We start from the raw sequence: 18,027 nt of genomic DNA, 5'->3' as shown, positions 1-18,027 counted from the left end.
GTCACAGCGCGGCGATGCCGGTGAGGATCAGGTCCAGGCCGGCGAGGAACTGCTCGCGGTCGTCGTGGTCCGCCATGCTCGCGGCGATCTTCCGCAGGAACGGGAACTCGCCGGGGTCCAGCGCACGCCATTCGGCCGCGATCTCCCCGAGGAACCGCTCGCGGTCGGGCGCGCCGGGCTCGATGTGGTTGCGGGCGTTCGCCGCGTTCTCGCTCGCGGATCCCAGGATGTAGCTCTCCACCGCGGACGCGGCGTGGAACAGGTCCTTCTCCGGTGGGTCCAGAGCCATGACCGCGGCGCCGATGCGCTCGGCGACGAGCCGGTTCGCGGGCTGGCGCGGGTCGGCGCCGAGCTGCGGCGCCACCCACGGGTGCACGTCGATGGTGTCGAAGAGGCGCAGCGCGAGCGCGCGGATTGCCTGGCGGGGGTCGGAGTCCTTCGGCGCGGCGAGAACGGGGCCGAGCACGGCGTCGGCGGCCGCGGCGAGCAGTTCCCGCTTGCCGGCGACGTGGTGGTAGATGGCGCCGCTGCCGGTCTCCAGTCGCGCGCCCAGGGCGCGGAAGGTCAGCGCGCCGGGGCCCTCGGCGTCGAGGATCTCGATCGCCGCGGCCACGATGCGGTCCTTGGTCAGTGCGTCGGAGCGCCGGGCACGGCTGGGCACGGCATCGATCTTGACACAGGTGGAACGTTGTTCCAAACTGTTTTGGAACAACGTTCCAAACACGGAGGAGGGCGGGATGACAGTCACGATCATCGGGGCCGGGCTCGGCGGCCTGGTGCTGGCCCGCGTCCTGCACGTCCACGGCATCGAGGCCGTGGTCCACGAGGCGGAGGCCTCACCCGGCGCCCGCGCCCAGGGCGGGCAACTCGACATCCACGACCACGACGGGCAGGTCGCGCTCGCCGCCGCGGGGCTCACCTCCGAGTTCCGGTCCCTCATCCACGAGGGCGCCGAGGCCATGCGCGTCGTCGACCGCGAGGGCACCGTCCTCCTCGACGAGCCCGACGACGGCGCCGGCCGCCGCCCCGAGGTGCTCCGCGGCGAGCTGCGCCGCATGCTCATCGACTCCCTCCCCGCCGGAGCGATCCGCTGGGGCCACAAGGTCGACGGCGCGCGCCGCCTCCCGGGCGGCGGGTTCGAGGTGCGGTTCGCCGGCGCACCGTCGATCAGGACGGACCTGCTGGTCGGCGCCGACGGTGCCTGGTCCAGGGTTCGCCCGCTGCTCACCGCCGCGAGGCCGGTCTACAGCGGCAACACGATCATCGACGGCTACCTCTACGACGTGGACCGGCGGCACCCGGAGATCGCCGGGGTGGTCGGCGGAGGCGCACTGTTCGCGCTCGCCCCGGGCGCCTGCCTCGGCGCGCACCGCGAGCCGCTCGACGTGATCCACAGCTACATCCAGCTGGTGCGTCCGCTCGAGGAGATCGAGGCGATCGACCTGTCCGCGCGCGACGAGCTCGCCGCCGAGTTCGCGGACTGGTCGCCGGACCTGCGGCGCCTCATCACCGACGTGGAGATCCCGTTCACCGCGCGCCCGCTGCACGTGCTGCCCGTGGGAATCCGCTGGGACCGCGTCCCCGGCGTCACCCTGATCGGCGACGCCGCGCACCTCATGCTGCCCGCCGGGGAGGGCGCGAACCTCGCCATGTTCGACGGTGCCGAGCTCGCCCGGGCCCTCGTCGAGAACCCCGGCGATCCGGAGGTCGCGCTCGCGCGCTACGAGGCGGAGATGTTCGCCCGCAGTGCGGAATCCGCGCGCGAGGCGGAGCGGGCGATCGAGCTGGTGGTGGGGGAGAGCGCGCCGCACGGGTTCGTCGCGATGTTCACCGGCTGAGCCGGCGCCCCGTCGGGCCGGGCGGGAGCGTGCGGCGGACCGTCGGGCCCGGGGAGCGCGGGTTACCGCCCGAGCGGGCCCCGGCCCAGCCGCAGCAGGAGCATCGCGAGGGTGTGGCCCTCCCGGCCGAGCTCGGAGAAGCGGTCGAGCACCTTCATCTCGCGCGAGTGCACGAGCCGCGGCCCGCCGGACGCCATGCGCGTCTGGCCGATGATCCGCGACACCTCGGTGCGGCGCTTGATCGCGGCGAGGATCTCCGCGTCGAGGCGGTCGATCTCCTCACGCAGGGCCGCGATCTCCTCCTCGGCGAGGGGAGTCTGCGCGCCGGTGTCGTCAGGTGTGCTCATGCTGAGAATTTTTCCACAGGTGCGGCACCTACCATCGAGCACCGTGCCGGGTACGACCACTGCGCTGACCCCGCGCCGCATCCTGTGGTGCGGGGCCGCCCTGCTGATCCTGCTCCAGCTCGTGCTGCGCGGCTACGTGCTGGCGCGCGGGAACTTCTACTGGGACGACGTGGCCTTCCTGGGCCGGGCCTCCCGCCCGCTGGGCGACCTCGACGCGTGGTTCACCGACTACGACGGCCATCTCATGCCGGGCACCCTGGTCACCGCGGCCGCCCTGACCAAGGCGGCGCCGCTGAGCTGGCCGGTCGCGGCGGGCTCGCTGCTGCTGTTGCAGGCGGTCGCCTCGCTGACCACGCTGCGCGCGCTGGTGATCGTGGCGGGAAGGCGCCCGATGGTGCTCGTGCCCCTGGTGTTCGTGCTGTTCTCGCCGCTCACGCTCACCGCGATGGCGTGGTGGGCGTCGGGACTCAACGCGCTGCCGCTGCAGATCGGCCTCGCGATCGCGGTGGCCGAGACGGTGCGGTACGTGCGCGGCAACCGGCTCTCCCTGCTGTGGGCGATGCTCGGATTCGTCGGCGCGCTGTTGTTCTTCGAGAAGGCGCTGGTGATCCCCATCGTCGCGGTCGCCACGGTGTGCCTGCTGCCGTACTTGCGCGGGCGCCCGGTGCGGCCGGTGCTGCGCCGCGGGTGGCCGCTGTGGGCCGCGTACGGCACAGTCGCGATCGGGTGGTTCGCGGTGTGGTTCGCGATGACCGCGTCGCGGCCGGGCCAGCACACGATCCAGTTCACCTCGAAGGCGCTGTTCCGATCGGTGAACTCGGTGGTGGCGCCGGCCGCGCTCGGCGGCCCGTGGACGTGGCGGCGGGAGAACCCCGGGCCACCCGTCGTGGTGCCGGACGTCGTGATCACCGTCGTCGGGCTGCTCGCGATCGCCGCGATCCTGTGGGTCACGTGGCGCCGCACCCCGCGGGCACTGGCGCCGTGGGGCTTCGCCGCCGGCTACTTCTGCCTGTCGGCGGCGCCGGTGTTCTTCCTCCGCAGTTCCGAGTACACCTCGGCGCTGCTGCCGATGTCGCTGCGCTACTTCGCCGATTTCGGCTGGGTGCTCAGCCTGGCCGGCGCGCTGGTGCTCACCGCGCGCACCCGGCACCGGCCGCTGCCGCCCCGGCTGTGGACGGCTGTCGTCGTGTTCTTCGTGGTGAGCAGCAGCGTGTCGACGCTGCGCTTCGCCCCCGTCTGGGCGGACAACCCGACGGGTGCGTATCTGGAGAACCTGCGCGCCGGCGCCCGCGAGTACGCCGATCGCCCCGTCCTGGAGCAGGAGGTCTACCAGGACGTCCTGGTGCGCCTGCGCTATCCGGACAACCTGATCTCCCACGTCACCGGCACGCTGCCCGAGCGGCCGCGGTTCGGGCCCACGTCGACCGAGGCCACCGTCGTCGACGAGGATGGCCGGTTCGTGCCCGGCAAGGTGACCCGGGTGCGCTCGGTCCCGGCGGGGGACATGCCCGGTTGCGGCACCCGCGTCGACGACGGTGCGCCCGCCACCCTCCGGTACGAGGGGCCGCTCGCGTACTGGGAGTGGGTCGTCGAGCTCAACTACCTCGCGTCCGCGCCGGGCGTGATCACGCTGCGCCAGGGCCGGGCGGGTCCGACGGTGCGCGTGCCCGTCCAGCGCGGCCCGCACACCCTGTACGTGCGGGTGCCCGGGACCGGTGACGGGCTGGTCGCGCAGTCCGAGACGAAGGGGCTGCTTGCGTGCGTGTCGGGTGGCCCAGTCGGGTTGTTGATCCCGCGCTCGATCCCGGACCCGGCTCCGAACCCCGCGCCCCGCTGACCTGGCGCTATACCCACGGTGTGGGTACGATGCTGCGACACTGCGGCGTTCAGTGTCTCAAAGCTTCTGAGAATCGGTCGTAAAGCCCACGGCGTGGGCGTATGGTCCGATCCGTCCGAATCGACTGTGATCGGACTCACTCACTTCTGGGTCTCGAAGGGCTTGTTCATGAACGTTGCAGGTCGACATCTCACTTCCCATCGCTACGCCGGGGCGGGCGTCGCGATGGCCACCGCCGCCACGCTGGTCGCCGTGCCGATGACCGCGTCCGCCGCGGGCATCACCGCCCCCGCCGTGCCGCCGATCGTCCAGGACGTCTCCGGCGCCGCGAGCGCCCTCGCCAACTGGGCCCTGGCCTCGGGCATGACGTTCGTGACCGACCCCGTCACGGGACTCACGAAGCTCGTCACCGATCAGCTCGGGAACGGCGCCACGATCGTCGGCGCGGGCGGCGAGTTCGGCGAGGCGCTCCTCGGGTACCTGGAGGAGCACCTCGTCGCCAACCTGGAACGCGCGCAGCAGCAGATCGCCGACGGGGAGTTCGGCGCGGCGTGGACGACGCTCGCCACGACGGTGACGGGTTCGCTCCTCACCCCGGCGATCGGCCTGCTGCCGCTGATGGACGAGCTCGGTGGGCAGCTCGGGCCGCTGGCCGACGGTCTCAAGGCGGCGACGTTGCCGCTCATCCTCATGGCGCTCGGGCCGCTGTCCAGCGCCATCGACGTACCCGGACTGGTCCTGGACGGCGTCGCTGCGGCCTTCACGGAGCTGCGCGCCGGGAACCTGGACGCGGCGATGACGTCGATGCTGAGCACGATGTCGGACGCGAACGAGAAGGTGATCGGCGCGCTGTTCGGCGAGAGCGGCGCGATCGCGGGGGCCGCGGGCCTGCTCCCCGCGATCATCGCGGGCATCGCCGGATCGGACTGGGCCTCGCAGGGCCCGTTCGCCACCAAGGACGGCACGAGGGTCGCCTTCTCGACGGTCTCCGCGTCGACGCCGGCGGCGAGCCCCACCGCGGTCCCGAGCCTGCCCGCGTTCCCGGACTTCGGTGCACTGTTCGAGCAGCTGCAGGCGGGCCTCGGGCCGGTGATCGAGCAGTTCACCGGTGACGGCGCGTGGATCCCCAGCGTCGGCGACGTCTTCGCCACCATGCTGGCCAAGGTGGCGGCGGGCAATCCGGCCGGCGGCTTCGGCGACGTCGCAGCGAAGGCCAAGGGCATCACCCTGCTCTCGTTGCTCGGGCTGGGGATGCCCGTGGCCGACTTCGTGAACCCGTACCTCGGCCCGATCGGCGCGGGGCTCGCCGATCCGGAGTCGCAGGCGGCGTTCATCGGCGGCGGGAACGCGGCGCTCATGCTCCTGTTCGACACCCCGACCATGGCGCTGAAGGGCGCCCAGGACGTGGTGACCGCGATGGCGACCGGCGATCCGACGAAGGTGGTGGCGGCGCTCGTCGCGAGCATCGAGAAGGTCGCGACGTTCGTCAACACCAACCTGGTTACGCCGGGCGGGTCTCCCTACAGCACAGGGCTTCTGCCCGCCCTGTCGATCATCGGCGGCAACATCGCCGATCAACTGACCGGGCGCGCCGAGCCGGCACCGGCCGACGATGCGGCGAGTGTCGCCGTCGCGAAGGAGTCTGTGGCGGAGAAGGTCTCGGACACCTCCTCCTCGTCGCCCGCCGAGACTCCCGCCGCCCGGCCCGACACCCAGCCCACCGCCCAGCCGGTTGTGGATGCCGAGCCCCAGGCGCCCGTCACCGAAGCGCCTACGACCGAGGCGCCCACGACCGAAGCGCCTGCCGAGGTGCAGGAGCCGGCAGCTGAGGCCCCGGAGGCTCCCTCCGAGGAGCCCGCCTCCGAGGCTCCCGCCACCGACGTGCAGGAGCCGGCCACCGAGGCTCCCGCCGAGGAATCCGGCGCGGGCTCGGGTGAGGCCGGCTCGGGCAGTGCGGAGGCCGAGGACACGGGCTCTGGCGCGGGCTCCGAGGCTGCCGCGGCCTGACCCCCCCTCGCGAATATTCGCTCCAGAGGCCGGACGCGACCACTATGGCCGCGTCCGGCCTCTCCCGTGCATTTTCGCGACGACGTGGAGTCGTGACCCGAACCTGTCAGGGGTGGCGGCTAGGCTGGGCGGGAGATGAATAACGCAGCACCGCAGCAGTCCGGACTCCGCCAGCGCACGCCCTTCTCCCGCCCGCCGGAGAAGCAGGAACGCGGCCAGGAGCTGCTGGAAGGGCTGAACCCGCAGCAGCGTGCGGCGGTGCTGCACGAGGGGGCACCGCTGCTCATCGTGGCCGGCGCGGGATCGGGGAAGACGGCGGTGCTCACCCGCCGCATCGCGTACCTGCTGGCCGCACGCGGCATGCACCCGGGCCAGATCCTCGCCATCACCTTCACCAACAAGGCCGCGGCGGAGATGCGTGAGCGCGTGGCGCAGCTCATCGGTCCGCGCGCCAAGATCATGTGGATCTCCACGTTCCACTCCACGTGTGTGCGCATCCTGCGGGCCCAGGCCGGCCTCCTGCCGGGGATGAACTCCAACTTCTCCATTTACGACGCGGATGATTCGCGCCGCCTGCTCACCATGATCGTCAAGGACATGGGGCTGGACGCGAAGAAGTTCGCGCCGCGCGCGCTGGCCACGCAGATCAGCAACCTCAAGAACGAGCTGATCGGCCCGGAGGAGGCGTCGGCGGACGCCGCGAAGACGGGGGAGCCGTTCGCGGTCACCGTCGCCGAGGTCTACGGGACGTACCAGGCCCGCCTGCGCGGCGCGAACGCCTTCGACTTCGACGACCTCATCGGTGAGACGGTGGCGCTGCTGCAGTCGCACCCCAACGTCGCCCAGTACTACCGCCGGCGGTTCCGGCACGTGCTGGTGGACGAGTACCAGGACACCAACCACGCGCAGTACGTGCTGGTGCGTGAGCTGGTGGGCCTGGAGACGGACGCGGACGGCGTCACGCCCAGCGAGCTCTGCGTGGTGGGTGACGCGGATCAGTCCATCTACGCCTTCCGCGGCGCCACCATCCGCAACATCGAGGAGTTCGAGCGGGATTTCCCGAACGCGGAATCGATTCTGCTGGAACAGAACTACCGCTCCACGCAGACCATCCTCTCGGCCGCGAACGCGGTGATCTCCCGCAACTCCGGCCGCCGCGACAAGAAGCTCTGGACGGATCAGGGTGACGGTGCCCTCATCACCGGCTACGTCGCGGACAACGAGCACGATGAGGCGAGTTTCGTGGTCTCCGAGATCGATTCGCTCGCGGACAACGGGATCAAGTACTCCGATGTCGCGGTCTTCTACCGCACCAACACGGCCGCCCGCGCGCTGGAGGAGGTGTTCATCCGCCACGGCGTGCCCTACAAGGTGGTCGGCGGCGTCCGCTTCTACGAGCGCAAGGAGGTCCGGGACCTGGTGGCCTACCTGCGTGCCATCGACAACCCGAACGACACCGTCAGCCTGCAGCGCATCGTCAACACCCCGCGCCGGGGCATCGGCGACCGCGCCCAGGCCTGCCTCACGGTGCACGCGGAGAACCGCGGCACCACGTTCAGCCAGGCCGTCGAGGATGCGGTCGACGGCGGCGTCGCCATGCTGAATCCGCGCTCGCGCAACGCGATCGCCGCATTCTCCGGCCTCATGGCGGAGCTGCGGCGGATCGGCGCGGACGAGGATTCCGATATCGGTGACCTGCTGGACGCGGTGGTCGAGAAGACGGGCTACCGCGCGGAGTTGGAGGGTTCCTCGGACCCGCAGGACGGCGCTCGGCTGGAGAACATCGAGGAGCTGATCAGCGTGGCGCGGGAGTTCTCCGCGCAGGACTTCACGGATGTCGTCGCGGAGGAGGGCGCGCCCGAGCCGGGCTCGCTCGCGGCGTTCCTGGAGCGGGTCTCGCTGGTCGCGGACGCCGATCAGGTCCCGGACGGTGAGGCCGGCGTGGTCACCATGATGACGCTGCACACCGCGAAGGGCCTGGAGTTCCCCGTCGTGTTCGTCACGGGCTGGGAGGACGGCCAGTTCCCGCACATGCGTGCGCTGGGCGACGAGACGGAGCTCGCCGAGGAACGTCGCCTCGCCTACGTGGGCATCACCCGCGCCCGCGAGCGCCTCTACCTCTCCCGCGCGATGATCCGCTCCACCTGGGGCGACCCCATGCAGAACCCCGAGTCGCGGTTCCTCGCGGAGATCCCGCAGCACCTCATCGACTGGCGTCGCCTGGAGCCGAAGCGATCGCAGTTCGGCGGCCAGCGCGGCGCGTTCGGCCACGACCGGCAGTCCTGGGGCGGCCAGCAGTGGGGCGGTCAGGGCCGGTCCCAGGGGGCCGACGGTGGCTGGCAGCCCAAGAAGGCGCGCCCCTCGCGCCGCGCGAACAAGCTGTCGCTGTCCGTCGGAGACAGGGTGTCGCACGATTCGTTCGGCCTGGGCACCGTCACCGCGATCACGGGTGCGGGCCCGATGGAGCGGGCGACGTTCGACTTCGGTTCCGCCGGCACCGTCACGCTGATGACGTTCGGCGGGCTGCCGATGGAGAAGCTCTGACGGCGGGCGGAGTGGGGCCACCCGGCCCGTGAACGCAAGAAAGGGCGCCCCATCGGGGCGCCCTTTCTCGTGAAGGCCGTGTCAGACGCGCACGCCGCGCTCGGAGAGCCACGCCTGCGGGTCGATCTTCGCACCGTCCGGGGTGTGGACCTCGAAGTGCAGGTGCGGGCCGGTCGAGTAGCCGTTGTTACCGACCCAGCTGATGAGGTCGCCGGCCTTGACGGTCTGGCCCTTCTGGACGTTCACGTTGTACATGTGGCCGTAGACCAGGGTGGTGCCGTCGGTCAGCTTGACCTTGATCCAGATGCCGAAGCCGGACGCGGGGCCGGCCTCCTCGACGACGCCGTCGGCGGCGGCGAACAGCGGGGTGCCGAGCGGGGCGGCCAGGTCGAGGCCGCCGTGCTGGGCGCCCCACCGGGTGCCGAAGTTCGAGGTGAGCTGCGCGCCGTTGACGGGTGCGGTGACCTTCGGGCGCATCGAGTCGATGACCTTCTTGTCGTCCGCGTCCTTGCGGGCCTTGCCGCCGGCGAGCGCGCCGGCGAACTGGTCCATGTCCTGGGCGGCGGGGAGCGGGGCGGCGCGGCCGGCGTTGGCCTCCGGGCCCGACGGGGGCGCGACGGGCTGCTGCGAGGTGGCCGGGCCCTCCGAGGAGGTGTTGGCGACGGCGGCACCGGCGACGGTGGCCCCCGCGGCGAGCGCGAGGAGCGCGGCGCGGCCCTTGAGGGCGTGCGGGGCGGGCGCGACGCGGTGCTTGCCGCCACGGCGGACGGGCTCGGGCGCGACCTCGGGGGCGATCTCCGGCGACTCGAGGAGCGCGGTCTCGTCCTCGACGGGGGAATCGAAGCGCGGGGTGCCGGTGAACAGCACCTCGGGGATCATGAGGTCCTGCGTCAGCTCCGACTTGGAGGGACGGTAGACCAGCGCGTTCTCGGCCTCGGGCGCGTCGGCCCAGGTCTCGGCGTACGCCTCCTCGAGGCGGGATTCGATCTCATCGAGTGGGATGATCGCGGTGATCGACTCATTGTCGAGAACCTGCGTGGCGCCGTCTGCGCGCACCTCGCGGGAAGCCTCGCGACTCCGTGTCATACTCGCTACTCCAGTCGTAAAACCGCACTTCGGACCGCGAAAATCGGTCCGGTGACGTCTCGATCGTGACCGCTTCGTGATCAGCTCCCGTCGACGATAACGAAATGATTGCGACGAGACAACCTCTAGGAGACGCGCGTGTTCAAGTGTGGGGCGGGTCACAATGAGATTCCACATCGGCATCATGAGCATCGTGAACTGCGGGAATCGCGCCGGACGTGGTCGTCGTCGGCGTCGTAGTGGTGCGGCGCTCCGGGCAGTTCCCGGCGCTCCGCACCGTCCCTGACCGTTTGCAATCGACGCGTGGACCCCGGCGGCGTCGGCCCCGAATCCGCGCGGCGGTCACAGGTCCTCCTCGTCGCGGGCCGTGAGCACGTCCCAGCGCACGGCGGTGACCGACGGTTCCATGCTCAGCTGGCTGATCGCGGTCTCGAGGCCGCGGTCGTCGCGGCCGTCGGACGTGAGCGTGGCGCGTACCTCCACCTGGCCGCCCGCGGTGTTGCTGGAGCCGATGGACTGCAGGTGGAAGGCGGTGCGGGAGAGCGCCTGCACGAGCATGACGCGCACGTGGGCCTCGTCCTCGTCGCGGGTGACGGCGACGAATTCGTAGCGGCTCGGCGCCTCCTTGCCGGTGTCGGGTGCCCTGTCCATGACGTGTCCGACGGAGCGGAGCGCGGTGTTCACGGCGACCACGGCGACGGTGCCCACGGCCGCGGCGAGGTACAGCCCCGAACCGGAGAGCGCGCCGACCGCGGCGGAGCACCACAGGGTGGCCGCGGTGTTGAGTCCGCGTACGGACAGCCCGTCGCGGAGGATCACGCCGCCGCCGAGAAAACCTATGCCGGAGACGATCTGCGCCGCGACGCGGGTGGGGTCGCCACCGTCGAAGCCGAACGCGGACAGGACGACGAACAGCGCCGACCCGAGCGAGACGAGGGCGTTGGTGCGGAGTCCGGCCATTCGTGCGCGGTACTGGCGCTCGAGGCCGATCAGGGTGCCGAAGCCGACGCCCGCGAGGATGCGGAGCACCATGTCGACGGTGGTGAGGTGGGTGGTCGTGTTCATGGGTGTGCCTCCGGACGAGGGCACGCCGAATCGCGCCGGCGCGACGGCGGCGGCGAGGCGTGCGTGAAGGGTGGATCGTCGTTCGGCGATCAGCCGAACACGGTGCGGCTCAGCGCGGGTCCGCGGTGAGGCGGAGGGCGCCGATCGGTCGACTGCGACTGTCGTCGGGCACGTGCATCACCTCCGCGGTTCGTTTCCGCGCGCCGGAGGAGGGAGTGAAGAAGTGCGCCCCTCCATGTCAGACCTTCAGCACTTCGCGGCGTGAACCCGTGGGGACGGGAGCCAATCGGGGCTCACCCTTAATCCGGATGAACCTGTCCTGACCCGGGGCGTCTCTCGACGTTCGGGGTCGCTGGCCTGTTTCCGCGAAGGAGCCTCAGCGAACGATTGGCGCCTTGCGTGCTCCAGCATGACATGCGGGTTCGCGCCCGACAAGCCGAGTAATGTGGCCCGCCATGGAGGTACGTACGGCCGGTGCGCCGGAGAACGGTCCCGGCACCGCGCGGGAGCGGGCGAAGGCCGCACGCCGCCGCGAACTGCTCGCGGCCGCCGCGACCCTCATGGCCGAGCGGGGGTTCGCGGGCGTGCGGCTCGAGGACATCGGCGCTGCCGCAGGGGTTTCCGGTCCGGCGATGTACCGCCACTTCGCGGGCAAGCAGGACGTCCTGGCCGCGCTCCTGGTGGAGATCTCGGAGTACCTGCACGACGGTGGCCGCCGGGTCGCCGAGGAGCACGGCGACGATCCGCGAGAGGCGCTCCGCGAGCTCGTCGACTTCCATGTGGACTTCGCCACGTCCGAACCGGACCTCATCCGCGTCCAGTACCGGGACCTGTGGTCGCTCGCGCCGGAGTCCGCGAAGCAGGTACGCCGGCTGCAGCGCCAGTACGTCGAGATCTGGGCCGATCAGCTCACCCGGATCGGCGGTGACCCGGTGGAGAACCGCGCCGCGGTGCACGCCGTGTTCGGCCTCCTCAACGCCGCGCCGAGCCTGCCGACGATGCCGCAGCCCCGTCTGCGCGCCCTCCTCCGCGAGAAGGCCCGCAGCGCTCTCGGCGTCTAGCCCATCCCCTCGCCGCGCCCACCCCTTGCGTGCCTCTCGTCGCACCCGCCCCTCGCGATAGAACGCCGTGGCGGTTTTTCTGACCTGCGGTTCTGCTCGCCGTGACGGTGTTCAATTGTGAGGGGGTGGACAGGTGGCGCGCGTCACAGCTACTCTGGCATTCGGTTAATGGCGGATAACTCAAAGGGGTCTTCTGTGGCATTCCGCGAGGAACACGAGGCGAACGTCGCCGAACTGCGCGAACGACTCGACCGGGTGGCTCTCGGCGGCGGCGAGCGCGCCCGGGAGCGGCACGTGAGCCGCGGGAAGCTGCTGGTCCGCGAGCGCATCCGCCGGCTGCTCGACGTGGGCAGCCCGTTCCTCGAGGTGGCGCCGCTCGCTGCCGAGGACATGTACGACGGGAAGGCGCCCTCGGCGGGCGCAGTCGCCGGCATCGGCACCGTCTCCGGGCGGCAGGTGATGATCGTCGCCAACGACGCGACGGTCTCCGGTGGCACGTACTACCCGATCACGGTGAAGAAGCACCTGCGCGCGCAGGAGATCGCGATGCAGAACCGCCTGCCCTGCGTCTACCTCGTGGACTCCGGCGGCGCCATGCTGCTCAACCAGGACGACGTGTTCCCCGACCGCGAGCACTTCGGCCGCATCTTCTACAACCAGGCCACCATGAGCGCCGCGGGCATCCCGCAGATCGCCGCGGTGCTCGGCAGCTCCACCGCGGGCGGCGCCTACGTGCCCGCGATGAGCGACGAGACCGTCATCGTGCGCGACCAGGGCACGATCTTCCTGGCCGGCCCGCCGCTGGTAAAGGCCGCGACGGGCGAGGACGTGACCGCGGAGGACCTCGGCGGCGGCCTCATGCACTCCACCAAGTCCGGCGTCACCGACCACCTCGTCGACTCCGACGACGAGGCGCTGGAGAAGGTGCGGCAGATCGTCGGCCGGCTCGGCCCCGTCGGCGAGGTGCAGTGGGACGTGCGCCCCGCGCTGCCGCCGGCCCGCCCACAGACCGACCTCTACGACGTGGTGCCCACCGATCCGAAGATCGGCTACGACGTGCGCAAGGTCATCGAGATCATCGCCGACGGAGGCGAATTCGACGAGTTCAAGGAGCTGTTCGGCACCACGCTGGTCACCGCCTTCGCGCGGATCCACGGCCACCCCGTGGGCATCATCGGCAACAACGGCGTCCTCTTCGCCGAGGCGGCCCAGAAGGGCGCGCACTTCATCGAGCTCTGCGACAAGCGCCGCATCCCGCTGCTGTTCCTGCAGAACATCACCGGGTTCATGGTGGGCCGGCAGTACGAGGAGGGCGGCATCGCCAAGCACGGCGCGAAGATGGTCACCGCCGTCGCGTGCGCCCGGGTCCCCAAGTTCACCGTGATCGTGGGCGGTTCCTTCGGCGCCGGCAACTATTCGATGTGCGGCCGCGCGTACTCGCCGCGATTCCTGTGGATGTGGCCCAACGCGCGCATCTCCGTCATGGGCGGCCCGCAGGCCGCGGACACCCTCGCCTCCGTCCGCCGGGACAAGGACGGGATCGAGGAGTTCAAGGAGGGCGTGCGCGATCAGTTCGACCGCCAGTCGCAGGCCTACTACTCCACCGCGCGGCTGTGGGATGACGGCGTGATCGACCCCGCCGACACCCGCACCGTCCTCGGCCTCGCGCTCGACGCGGCGTCCCGAACGCCGCTGCCCGAGGTCTCCTACGGCGTCTTCCGGATGTGAGCTGACATGACCAAGATCGAGAAAGTCCTCATCGCCAACCGCGGCGAGATCGCCTGCCGGGTCATCGAGACCCTGCAGCAGCAGGGGATCGCCAGCGTCGCCGTCTACTCCGACGCGGACGCCGGCGCCCGGCACGTCCGGATGGCCGACGAGGCGGTGCGGCTCGGTCCGGCGGCCGCCACCGAGAGCTACCTCCGCATCGAGAAGGTGATCGACGCGGCGCGCGCCACCGGCGCCGACGCGGTGCACCCCGGATACGGATTCCTCTCGGAGAACGCCGCGTTCGCGCGCGGCCTGGCCGACGCCGGCATCGAGTTCCTCGGCCCGCCGGTCGAATCCATCGAGACCATGGGCGACAAGATCACCGCGCGCGCCGCCGTCGTCGAGCGTGACGTCCCGGTGGTGCCCGGCATCAGCCGCCCGGGTCTCACCGACGCCGACCTCATCGCGGCGGCGGACGACATCGGCTTCCCCGTACTGATCAAGCCCAGCGCGGGCGGAGGCGGCAAGGGCATGCACCGCGTGGCCGATCCGGCCGAGCTTCCCGCGGCGCTGGCCGCGGCCCGTCGCGAGGCCGCCGCGGCCTTCGGCGACGACACCTTGTTCCTGGAGCGCTTCGTGGACACCCCGCGCCACATCGAGGTGCAGGTGCTGGCGGACAAGCACGGCAACGTGATCCACCTCGGTGAGCGCGAGTGCTCGCTGCAGCGCCGGCACCAGAAGGTGATCGAGGAGGCCCCGTCGGCATTGCTCGACGAGGCCACCCGGCAGAGCATCGGCCGCGCCGCCTGCGACGCGGCGCGCTCGGTCGGCTACACGGGCGTGGGCACGGTGGAGTTCATCGTCTCCGCGCACAGGCCCGACGAATTCTTCTTCATGGAGATGAACACCCGCCTCCAGGTGGAGCACCCCGTCACCGAGCTGGTGACCGGAGTGGACCTGGTGGAGCAGCAGATCCGCGTCGCCAACGGCGAGAAGCTCGCGATCGCGCAGGAGGACGTGACGCTCACCGGCCACGCCGTGGAGGCGCGCGTGTACGCGGAGGACCCAGCCGCCGGGTTCCTGCCCACGGGCGGAACCGTTGCGGCGCTGCGCTATCCGCGGCACCGGCGCAACGGCCCGATCCGCGTGGACACCGGCATCACCGCGGGCAGCGTGGTCGGCAGCGATTACGACCCCATGCTGGCCAAGGTCATCGTGCACGCCGAGGACCGCGAGCAGGCCCTGCGCCGGCTCGACGAGGCGCTCGCGGGGACTCAGCTCACGGGCCTGCGCACCAACGTCGACTTCTGCCGGTTCGTGCTCGCGGACGCCGACGTGGTGACCGGGAGGCTCGACACCGAGCTGCTGGACCGCTTGGCGCCCACCTACACCCGCCCCGAGCCGACGGTCCGCGCCTACGCGGCCGCGGCCTTGACCGCCGTCGCCGACGCCGTGGGCACGGGCCCCTGGGGGACCGAGACCGGCTGGCGCATCGGGGGAGCGGCCCCGACCGTGATCCGGTTCGCCGGGCCGGACGCCGGCGCAGTCGAGGTCGCGGTCCTGGGGGACCGCGTCACCGTCGAGGGCGGCGACGGTGCGCCGTGGTCCGGCAGCGCGCGCCTGGACGGCGAGCGGCTGTCCGTGGACGGCTTCACCACCCCCGTCACGGTCACCGTGGACGGCGGGACCTACTGGGTGAGCGGCGAGGACGGCACGCACGAGCTCACGCTCGCGCGGTGGGCGTCCAAGGACCGGGACGGCAAGCACGACGACGAGGTGACCAGCCCCATGCCGGGCGCCGTGGTCGCTGTGCCGGTGGAGGACGGTCAGCGGGTCGCGAAGGGGGACACCCTGGTGATCATCGAGGCGATGAAGATGGAGCAGCCGCTGACCGCGCCGCACGACGGCACGGTGCAGGTCGCGGTTCGTGTGGGAGACAAGGTGACCGCGGCGCAGGTGTTGGCCACGGTCACGGTGAACGAAGCGGGAGAGAACTGAGATGGAACTGACCAGCGAATACGCCGACCTCCGGGACACGGTGCGCGACTTCGCGAACCAGGTGGTGGCTCCGGTCTCCGCCAAGCACGACGAGGAGCACTCGTTCCCCTACGAGGTCGTGAAGCAGATGGGCCAGATGGGCCTGTTCGGCCTGCCCTTCCCCGAGGAGTACGGCGGGATGGGCGGCGACTACTTCGCCCTGGCCCTCGCGCTTGAGGAGCTGGGCCGCGTCGACCAGTCGGTCGCGATGACGGTGGAGGCCGGCGTCGGCCTGGGGGCCATGCCGATCTACAAGTTCGGCACCGAGGAACAGAAGCAGAAGTACCTGCCCAGCCTCGCCGCCGGCGAGAACCTCGCGGGCTTCGGCCTCACCGAGCCGGGCTGCGGTTCCGACGCCTCGGGCACCGCCACCACGGCCAAGCGCGATGGCGATTCGTGGGTGATCAACGGCTCCAAGCAGTTCATCACCAACTCCGGCACGGACATCACCAGCCTGGTGACCGTGACCGCGGTGACCGGCACCAAGCCGGACGGCCGCAAGCAGATCTCCACGATCATCGTGCCCAGCGGAACCCCCGGCTTCACCGTGGAGCCCGCCTACAACAAGGTCGGCTGGAACGCCTCCGACACCCACCCGCTGAGCTTCTCGGACGTGCGCGTGCCCCAGGAGAACCTGCTGGGCGAGGAGGGCCGCGGCTACGCGAACTTCCTGTCGATCCTCGACGAGGGCCGCATCGCCATCGCCGCCGTCGCCACCGGCGCGGCGCAGGGCTGCGTCGACGAGTCGGTGAAGTACGCCAAGGAGCGCAACGCGTTCGGTAAGCCGATCGGCGAGTTCCAGTCCATCGCCTTCGCGATCGCGCGGATGGAGGCGCGGGCGCACACGTCCCGCGTCGCCTACTACGAGGCGGCCCGTCTCATGCTGGCCGGAAAGCCGTTCAAGAAGGAGGCGGCCATCGCCAAGATGATCTCCTCCGAGGCGGCGATGGACAACGCGCGCATGGCCACGCAGATCCACGGCGGCTACGGCTTCATGAACGAGTACCCCGTGGCGCGGCACTACCGCGACTCGAAGATCCTGGAGATCGGCGAGGGCACCACCGAGGTGCAGCTCATGCTGATCGCGCGCTCGCTGGGGCTGAACTCATGAACGTGCCCGAGCCCACGAAGCGCGTCACCCAGCGCGGCCTGTGGTTCGACGAGTTCGAGGACGGCGTGCTCTACGAGCACCGCCCCGGCGTCACCGTCACCGAGGCCGACAACGTGCTGTTCACCAAGCTCACGATGAACACCCAGGCGCTGCACCTCGACGCGCACTGGGCGTCGCAGCAGCCGGGCTTCGGCGGCGAGCGCCTGGTGAACTCGATGTACACGCTCTCCACCCTCGTGGGGCTGTCCGTCGCCCAGCTCACCCAGGGGACCCTGGTGGCGAACCTCGGCTTCTCCGAGATCGCCTTCCCCGCCCCGGTGTTCGCCGGCGACACGCTGTACGCCGAGACCCTGTGCACCGGCAAGCGGGAATCGAAGTCCCGCCCGGGGGAGGGCATCGTCAACCTGCGCCACGTGGCGCGCAACCAGGACGGCGCCGTGGTCGCCGTCGCGGAGCGCTCCACCCTGGTGCGCAAGGCACCGTCGGGCGAGGAGGCGTAGGTGCACCACCATGAGGACCTGAACGCCCCGGCCTGGCGGCCGCCGGGCCCGGCGATCCTGTTCTGCCCCGCCGACCGCCCCGAGCGGTACGCCAAGGCCGCGGAGCGGGCCGACGCGGTGATCCTCGACCTCGAGGACGCCGTGACCGCCGACGCGCGGCCCGCGGCGCGCGAGGCGCTGATCGACAACGACCTCGATCCGGCGCGGACCATCGTGCGGGTCAACGCCTTCGGTACCCACGACTTCGCCGAGGACATCGAGGCGCTGCGGCGCACCGCGTACCGCGTGGTGATGCTCGCCAAGACGGAATCGGCGCACCAGCTGGACCGGCTGGCCCAGGTGGACGGGCTGCAGGTGATCGCGCTCATCGAGACCCCGCTCGGCGCGGTGAACGTCACCGAGATCGCGGCGCACCCGCGCTGCATCGGGCTCATGTGGGGCGCCGAGGATCTGGTGGCCGCGATGGGCGGCCGCTCCTCCCGCTTCGCCGATTCCACGTACCGCGACGTGCCGCGGCACGTGCGCTCGGCGACCGCGCTCGCTGCCGCAGCGCACGGCAAGCCGGCGTTCGACGCGGTGCACATCGACATCGCCGACACCGAGGGGCTCGCCGCCGAGGCGGAGGACGCCGTGGCCCTCGGCTTCGCCGCCACCGTGTGCATCCACCCCTCGCAGGTGGCCGTCATCCGCGCCGCCTACCGACCCACGGACGACGAGATCGCCTGGGCCCGCGAGGTGCTCGAGGCGGAGGCCGGGAACAACGGCGTCTACCAGGTGCGCGGTCGGATGATCGACGCCCCGCTGCTCGCCCAGGCCCGCGCGATCATCGGTAGAGCCGAGTAGACCGCCCGCGCCGACAGACCCCGTCGATCCCGCCTTCCGAA

Annotated in this window: 14 protein-coding genes and 1 riboswitch; of the genes, 10 read left to right on the top strand and 4 right to left on the bottom strand. The window is 71.2% G+C overall.

All coding sequences use genetic code 11. The features are described 5' to 3' along the window. Position 1: 1 nt before the first annotated feature. Positions 2-661 carry a TetR/AcrR family transcriptional regulator gene (locus BN39_RS02330; protein ID WP_019200745.1) on the bottom strand — a complete coding sequence of 220 codons (660 nt, stop codon included), beginning with the start codon at positions 659-661 and terminating at the stop codon, positions 2-4. A 76-nt stretch (positions 662-737) separates the two neighbouring features. Between BN39_RS02330 and BN39_RS02325 the strand changes: the two genes are divergently transcribed. Continuing rightward, entirely contained in the window at positions 738-1,838 is a 1,101-nt protein-coding gene (locus tag BN39_RS02325) for an NAD(P)/FAD-dependent oxidoreductase (RefSeq protein ID WP_019200744.1), read from the top strand. 62 nt (positions 1,839-1,900) lie between these two features. On the opposite strand, the gene BN39_RS02320 is transcribed toward BN39_RS02325, so the two are convergent. Then, positions 1,901-2,185, bottom strand: a complete 285-nt coding sequence (locus tag BN39_RS02320; RefSeq protein ID WP_019200743.1) for a chorismate mutase — start codon at positions 2,183-2,185, stop codon at positions 1,901-1,903. Positions 2,186-2,228: 43 nt separating this feature from the next. On the opposite strand from BN39_RS02320, the gene BN39_RS02315 reads away from it, so the two are divergent. The 3 genes from BN39_RS02315 (at position 2,229) to pcrA (ending at position 8,573) form a co-directional block, all read left to right on the top strand. After that, on the top strand, positions 2,229-4,022 hold the full coding sequence (locus BN39_RS02315; RefSeq protein WP_019200742.1) for a hypothetical protein: 1,794 nt from the start codon (positions 2,229-2,231) through the stop codon (positions 4,020-4,022). 168 nt (positions 4,023-4,190) lie between these two features. Then, entirely contained in the window at positions 4,191-6,029 is a 1,839-nt protein-coding gene (locus BN39_RS22015) for a hypothetical protein (RefSeq protein ID WP_159103220.1), read from the top strand. Positions 6,030-6,164: 135 nt separating this feature from the next. Continuing rightward, positions 6,165-8,573, top strand: a complete 2,409-nt coding sequence (gene pcrA / locus BN39_RS02305) for a DNA helicase PcrA (RefSeq protein WP_019200740.1) — start codon at positions 6,165-6,167, stop codon at positions 8,571-8,573. An 81-nt stretch (positions 8,574-8,654) separates the two neighbouring features. Here pcrA and BN39_RS02300 read toward each other — a convergent pair whose 3' ends face one another. Together BN39_RS02300 and BN39_RS02295 are read right to left on the bottom strand one after the other, a co-directional pair. Continuing rightward, on the bottom strand, positions 8,655-9,659 hold the full coding sequence (locus BN39_RS02300) for a M23 family metallopeptidase (RefSeq protein ID WP_040765755.1): 1,005 nt from the start codon (positions 9,657-9,659) through the stop codon (positions 8,655-8,657). A gap of 342 nt (positions 9,660-10,001) precedes the next feature. Beyond that, positions 10,002-10,724, bottom strand: a complete 723-nt coding sequence (locus BN39_RS02295) for an MgtC/SapB family protein (RefSeq protein WP_019200738.1) — start codon at positions 10,722-10,724, stop codon at positions 10,002-10,004. Between the two features lie 224 nt (positions 10,725-10,948). After that, positions 10,949-11,119, bottom strand: a riboswitch (M-box (ykoK) riboswitch). A 60-nt stretch (positions 11,120-11,179) separates the two neighbouring features. Here BN39_RS02295 and BN39_RS02290 point away from each other — a divergent pair. The 6 genes from BN39_RS02290 to BN39_RS02265 all read left to right on the top strand — a co-directional run bounded on the left by BN39_RS02290 (position 11,180) and on the right by BN39_RS02265 (position 17,986). Next, the gene (locus BN39_RS02290) at positions 11,180-11,785 is read left to right on the top strand and encodes a TetR/AcrR family transcriptional regulator (RefSeq protein ID WP_040766412.1); all 606 of its coding nucleotides are present in this window, start codon (positions 11,180-11,182) and stop codon (positions 11,783-11,785) included. A 195-nt stretch (positions 11,786-11,980) separates the two neighbouring features. Then, a complete protein-coding gene (locus BN39_RS02285; RefSeq protein WP_019200736.1) occupies positions 11,981-13,513 on the top strand; it encodes a carboxyl transferase domain-containing protein in 1,533 nt (510 codons plus the stop codon). Between the two features lie 6 nt (positions 13,514-13,519). Further along, a complete protein-coding gene (locus tag BN39_RS02280) occupies positions 13,520-15,493 on the top strand; it encodes a biotin carboxylase N-terminal domain-containing protein (protein WP_019200735.1) in 1,974 nt (657 codons plus the stop codon). Between the two features lies 1 nt (position 15,494). Beyond that, entirely contained in the window at positions 15,495-16,643 is a 1,149-nt protein-coding gene (locus BN39_RS02275; protein ID WP_019200734.1) for an acyl-CoA dehydrogenase family protein, read from the top strand. Continuing rightward, positions 16,640-17,143, top strand: a complete 504-nt coding sequence (locus tag BN39_RS02270; RefSeq protein ID WP_019200733.1) for a MaoC family dehydratase — start codon at positions 16,640-16,642, stop codon at positions 17,141-17,143. Before BN39_RS02275 ends, BN39_RS02270 begins: the two co-directional genes overlap by 4 nt. Next, the gene (locus BN39_RS02265; protein WP_019200732.1) at positions 17,144-17,986 is read left to right on the top strand and encodes a CoA ester lyase; all 843 of its coding nucleotides are present in this window, start codon (positions 17,144-17,146) and stop codon (positions 17,984-17,986) included. It abuts the gene before it with no gap. The last annotated feature ends 41 nt before the right edge of the window (positions 17,987-18,027 follow it).

The sequence above is a fragment of the Tsukamurella sp. 1534 genome, assembly GCF_000312385.1.
Taxonomy (GTDB): domain Bacteria; phylum Actinomycetota; class Actinomycetes; order Mycobacteriales; family Mycobacteriaceae; genus Tsukamurella.
The sequence above is the reverse complement of the archived record's forward strand: the minus strand, read 5'-3'. Positions and strand labels throughout refer to the sequence as shown.

Bases quoted from the DNA above. Each gene is read 5' to 3' on its own strand.
- BN39_RS02290 (WP_040766412.1), top strand. From the start codon at position 11,180: ATGGAGGTACGTACGGCCGGTGCGCCGGAGAACGGTCCCGGCACCGCG.
- BN39_RS02325 (WP_019200744.1), top strand. From the start codon at position 738: ATGACAGTCACGATCATCGGGGCCGGGCTCGGCGGCCTGGTGCTGGCC.
- BN39_RS02295 (WP_019200738.1), bottom strand. From the start codon at position 10,724: ATGAACACGACCACCCACCTCACCACCGTCGACATGGTGCTCCGCATC.
- BN39_RS02280 (WP_019200735.1), top strand. From the start codon at position 13,520: ATGACCAAGATCGAGAAAGTCCTCATCGCCAACCGCGGCGAGATCGCC.
- BN39_RS22015 (WP_159103220.1), top strand. From the start codon at position 4,191: ATGAACGTTGCAGGTCGACATCTCACTTCCCATCGCTACGCCGGGGCG.
- BN39_RS02270 (WP_019200733.1), top strand. From the start codon at position 16,640: ATGAACGTGCCCGAGCCCACGAAGCGCGTCACCCAGCGCGGCCTGTGG.
- BN39_RS02320 (WP_019200743.1), bottom strand. From the start codon at position 2,185: ATGAGCACACCTGACGACACCGGCGCGCAGACTCCCCTCGCCGAGGAG.
- BN39_RS02300 (WP_040765755.1), bottom strand. From the start codon at position 9,659: ATGACACGGAGTCGCGAGGCTTCCCGCGAGGTGCGCGCAGACGGCGCC.
- BN39_RS02275 (WP_019200734.1), top strand. From the start codon at position 15,495: ATGGAACTGACCAGCGAATACGCCGACCTCCGGGACACGGTGCGCGAC.
- pcrA (WP_019200740.1), top strand. From the start codon at position 6,165: ATGAATAACGCAGCACCGCAGCAGTCCGGACTCCGCCAGCGCACGCCC.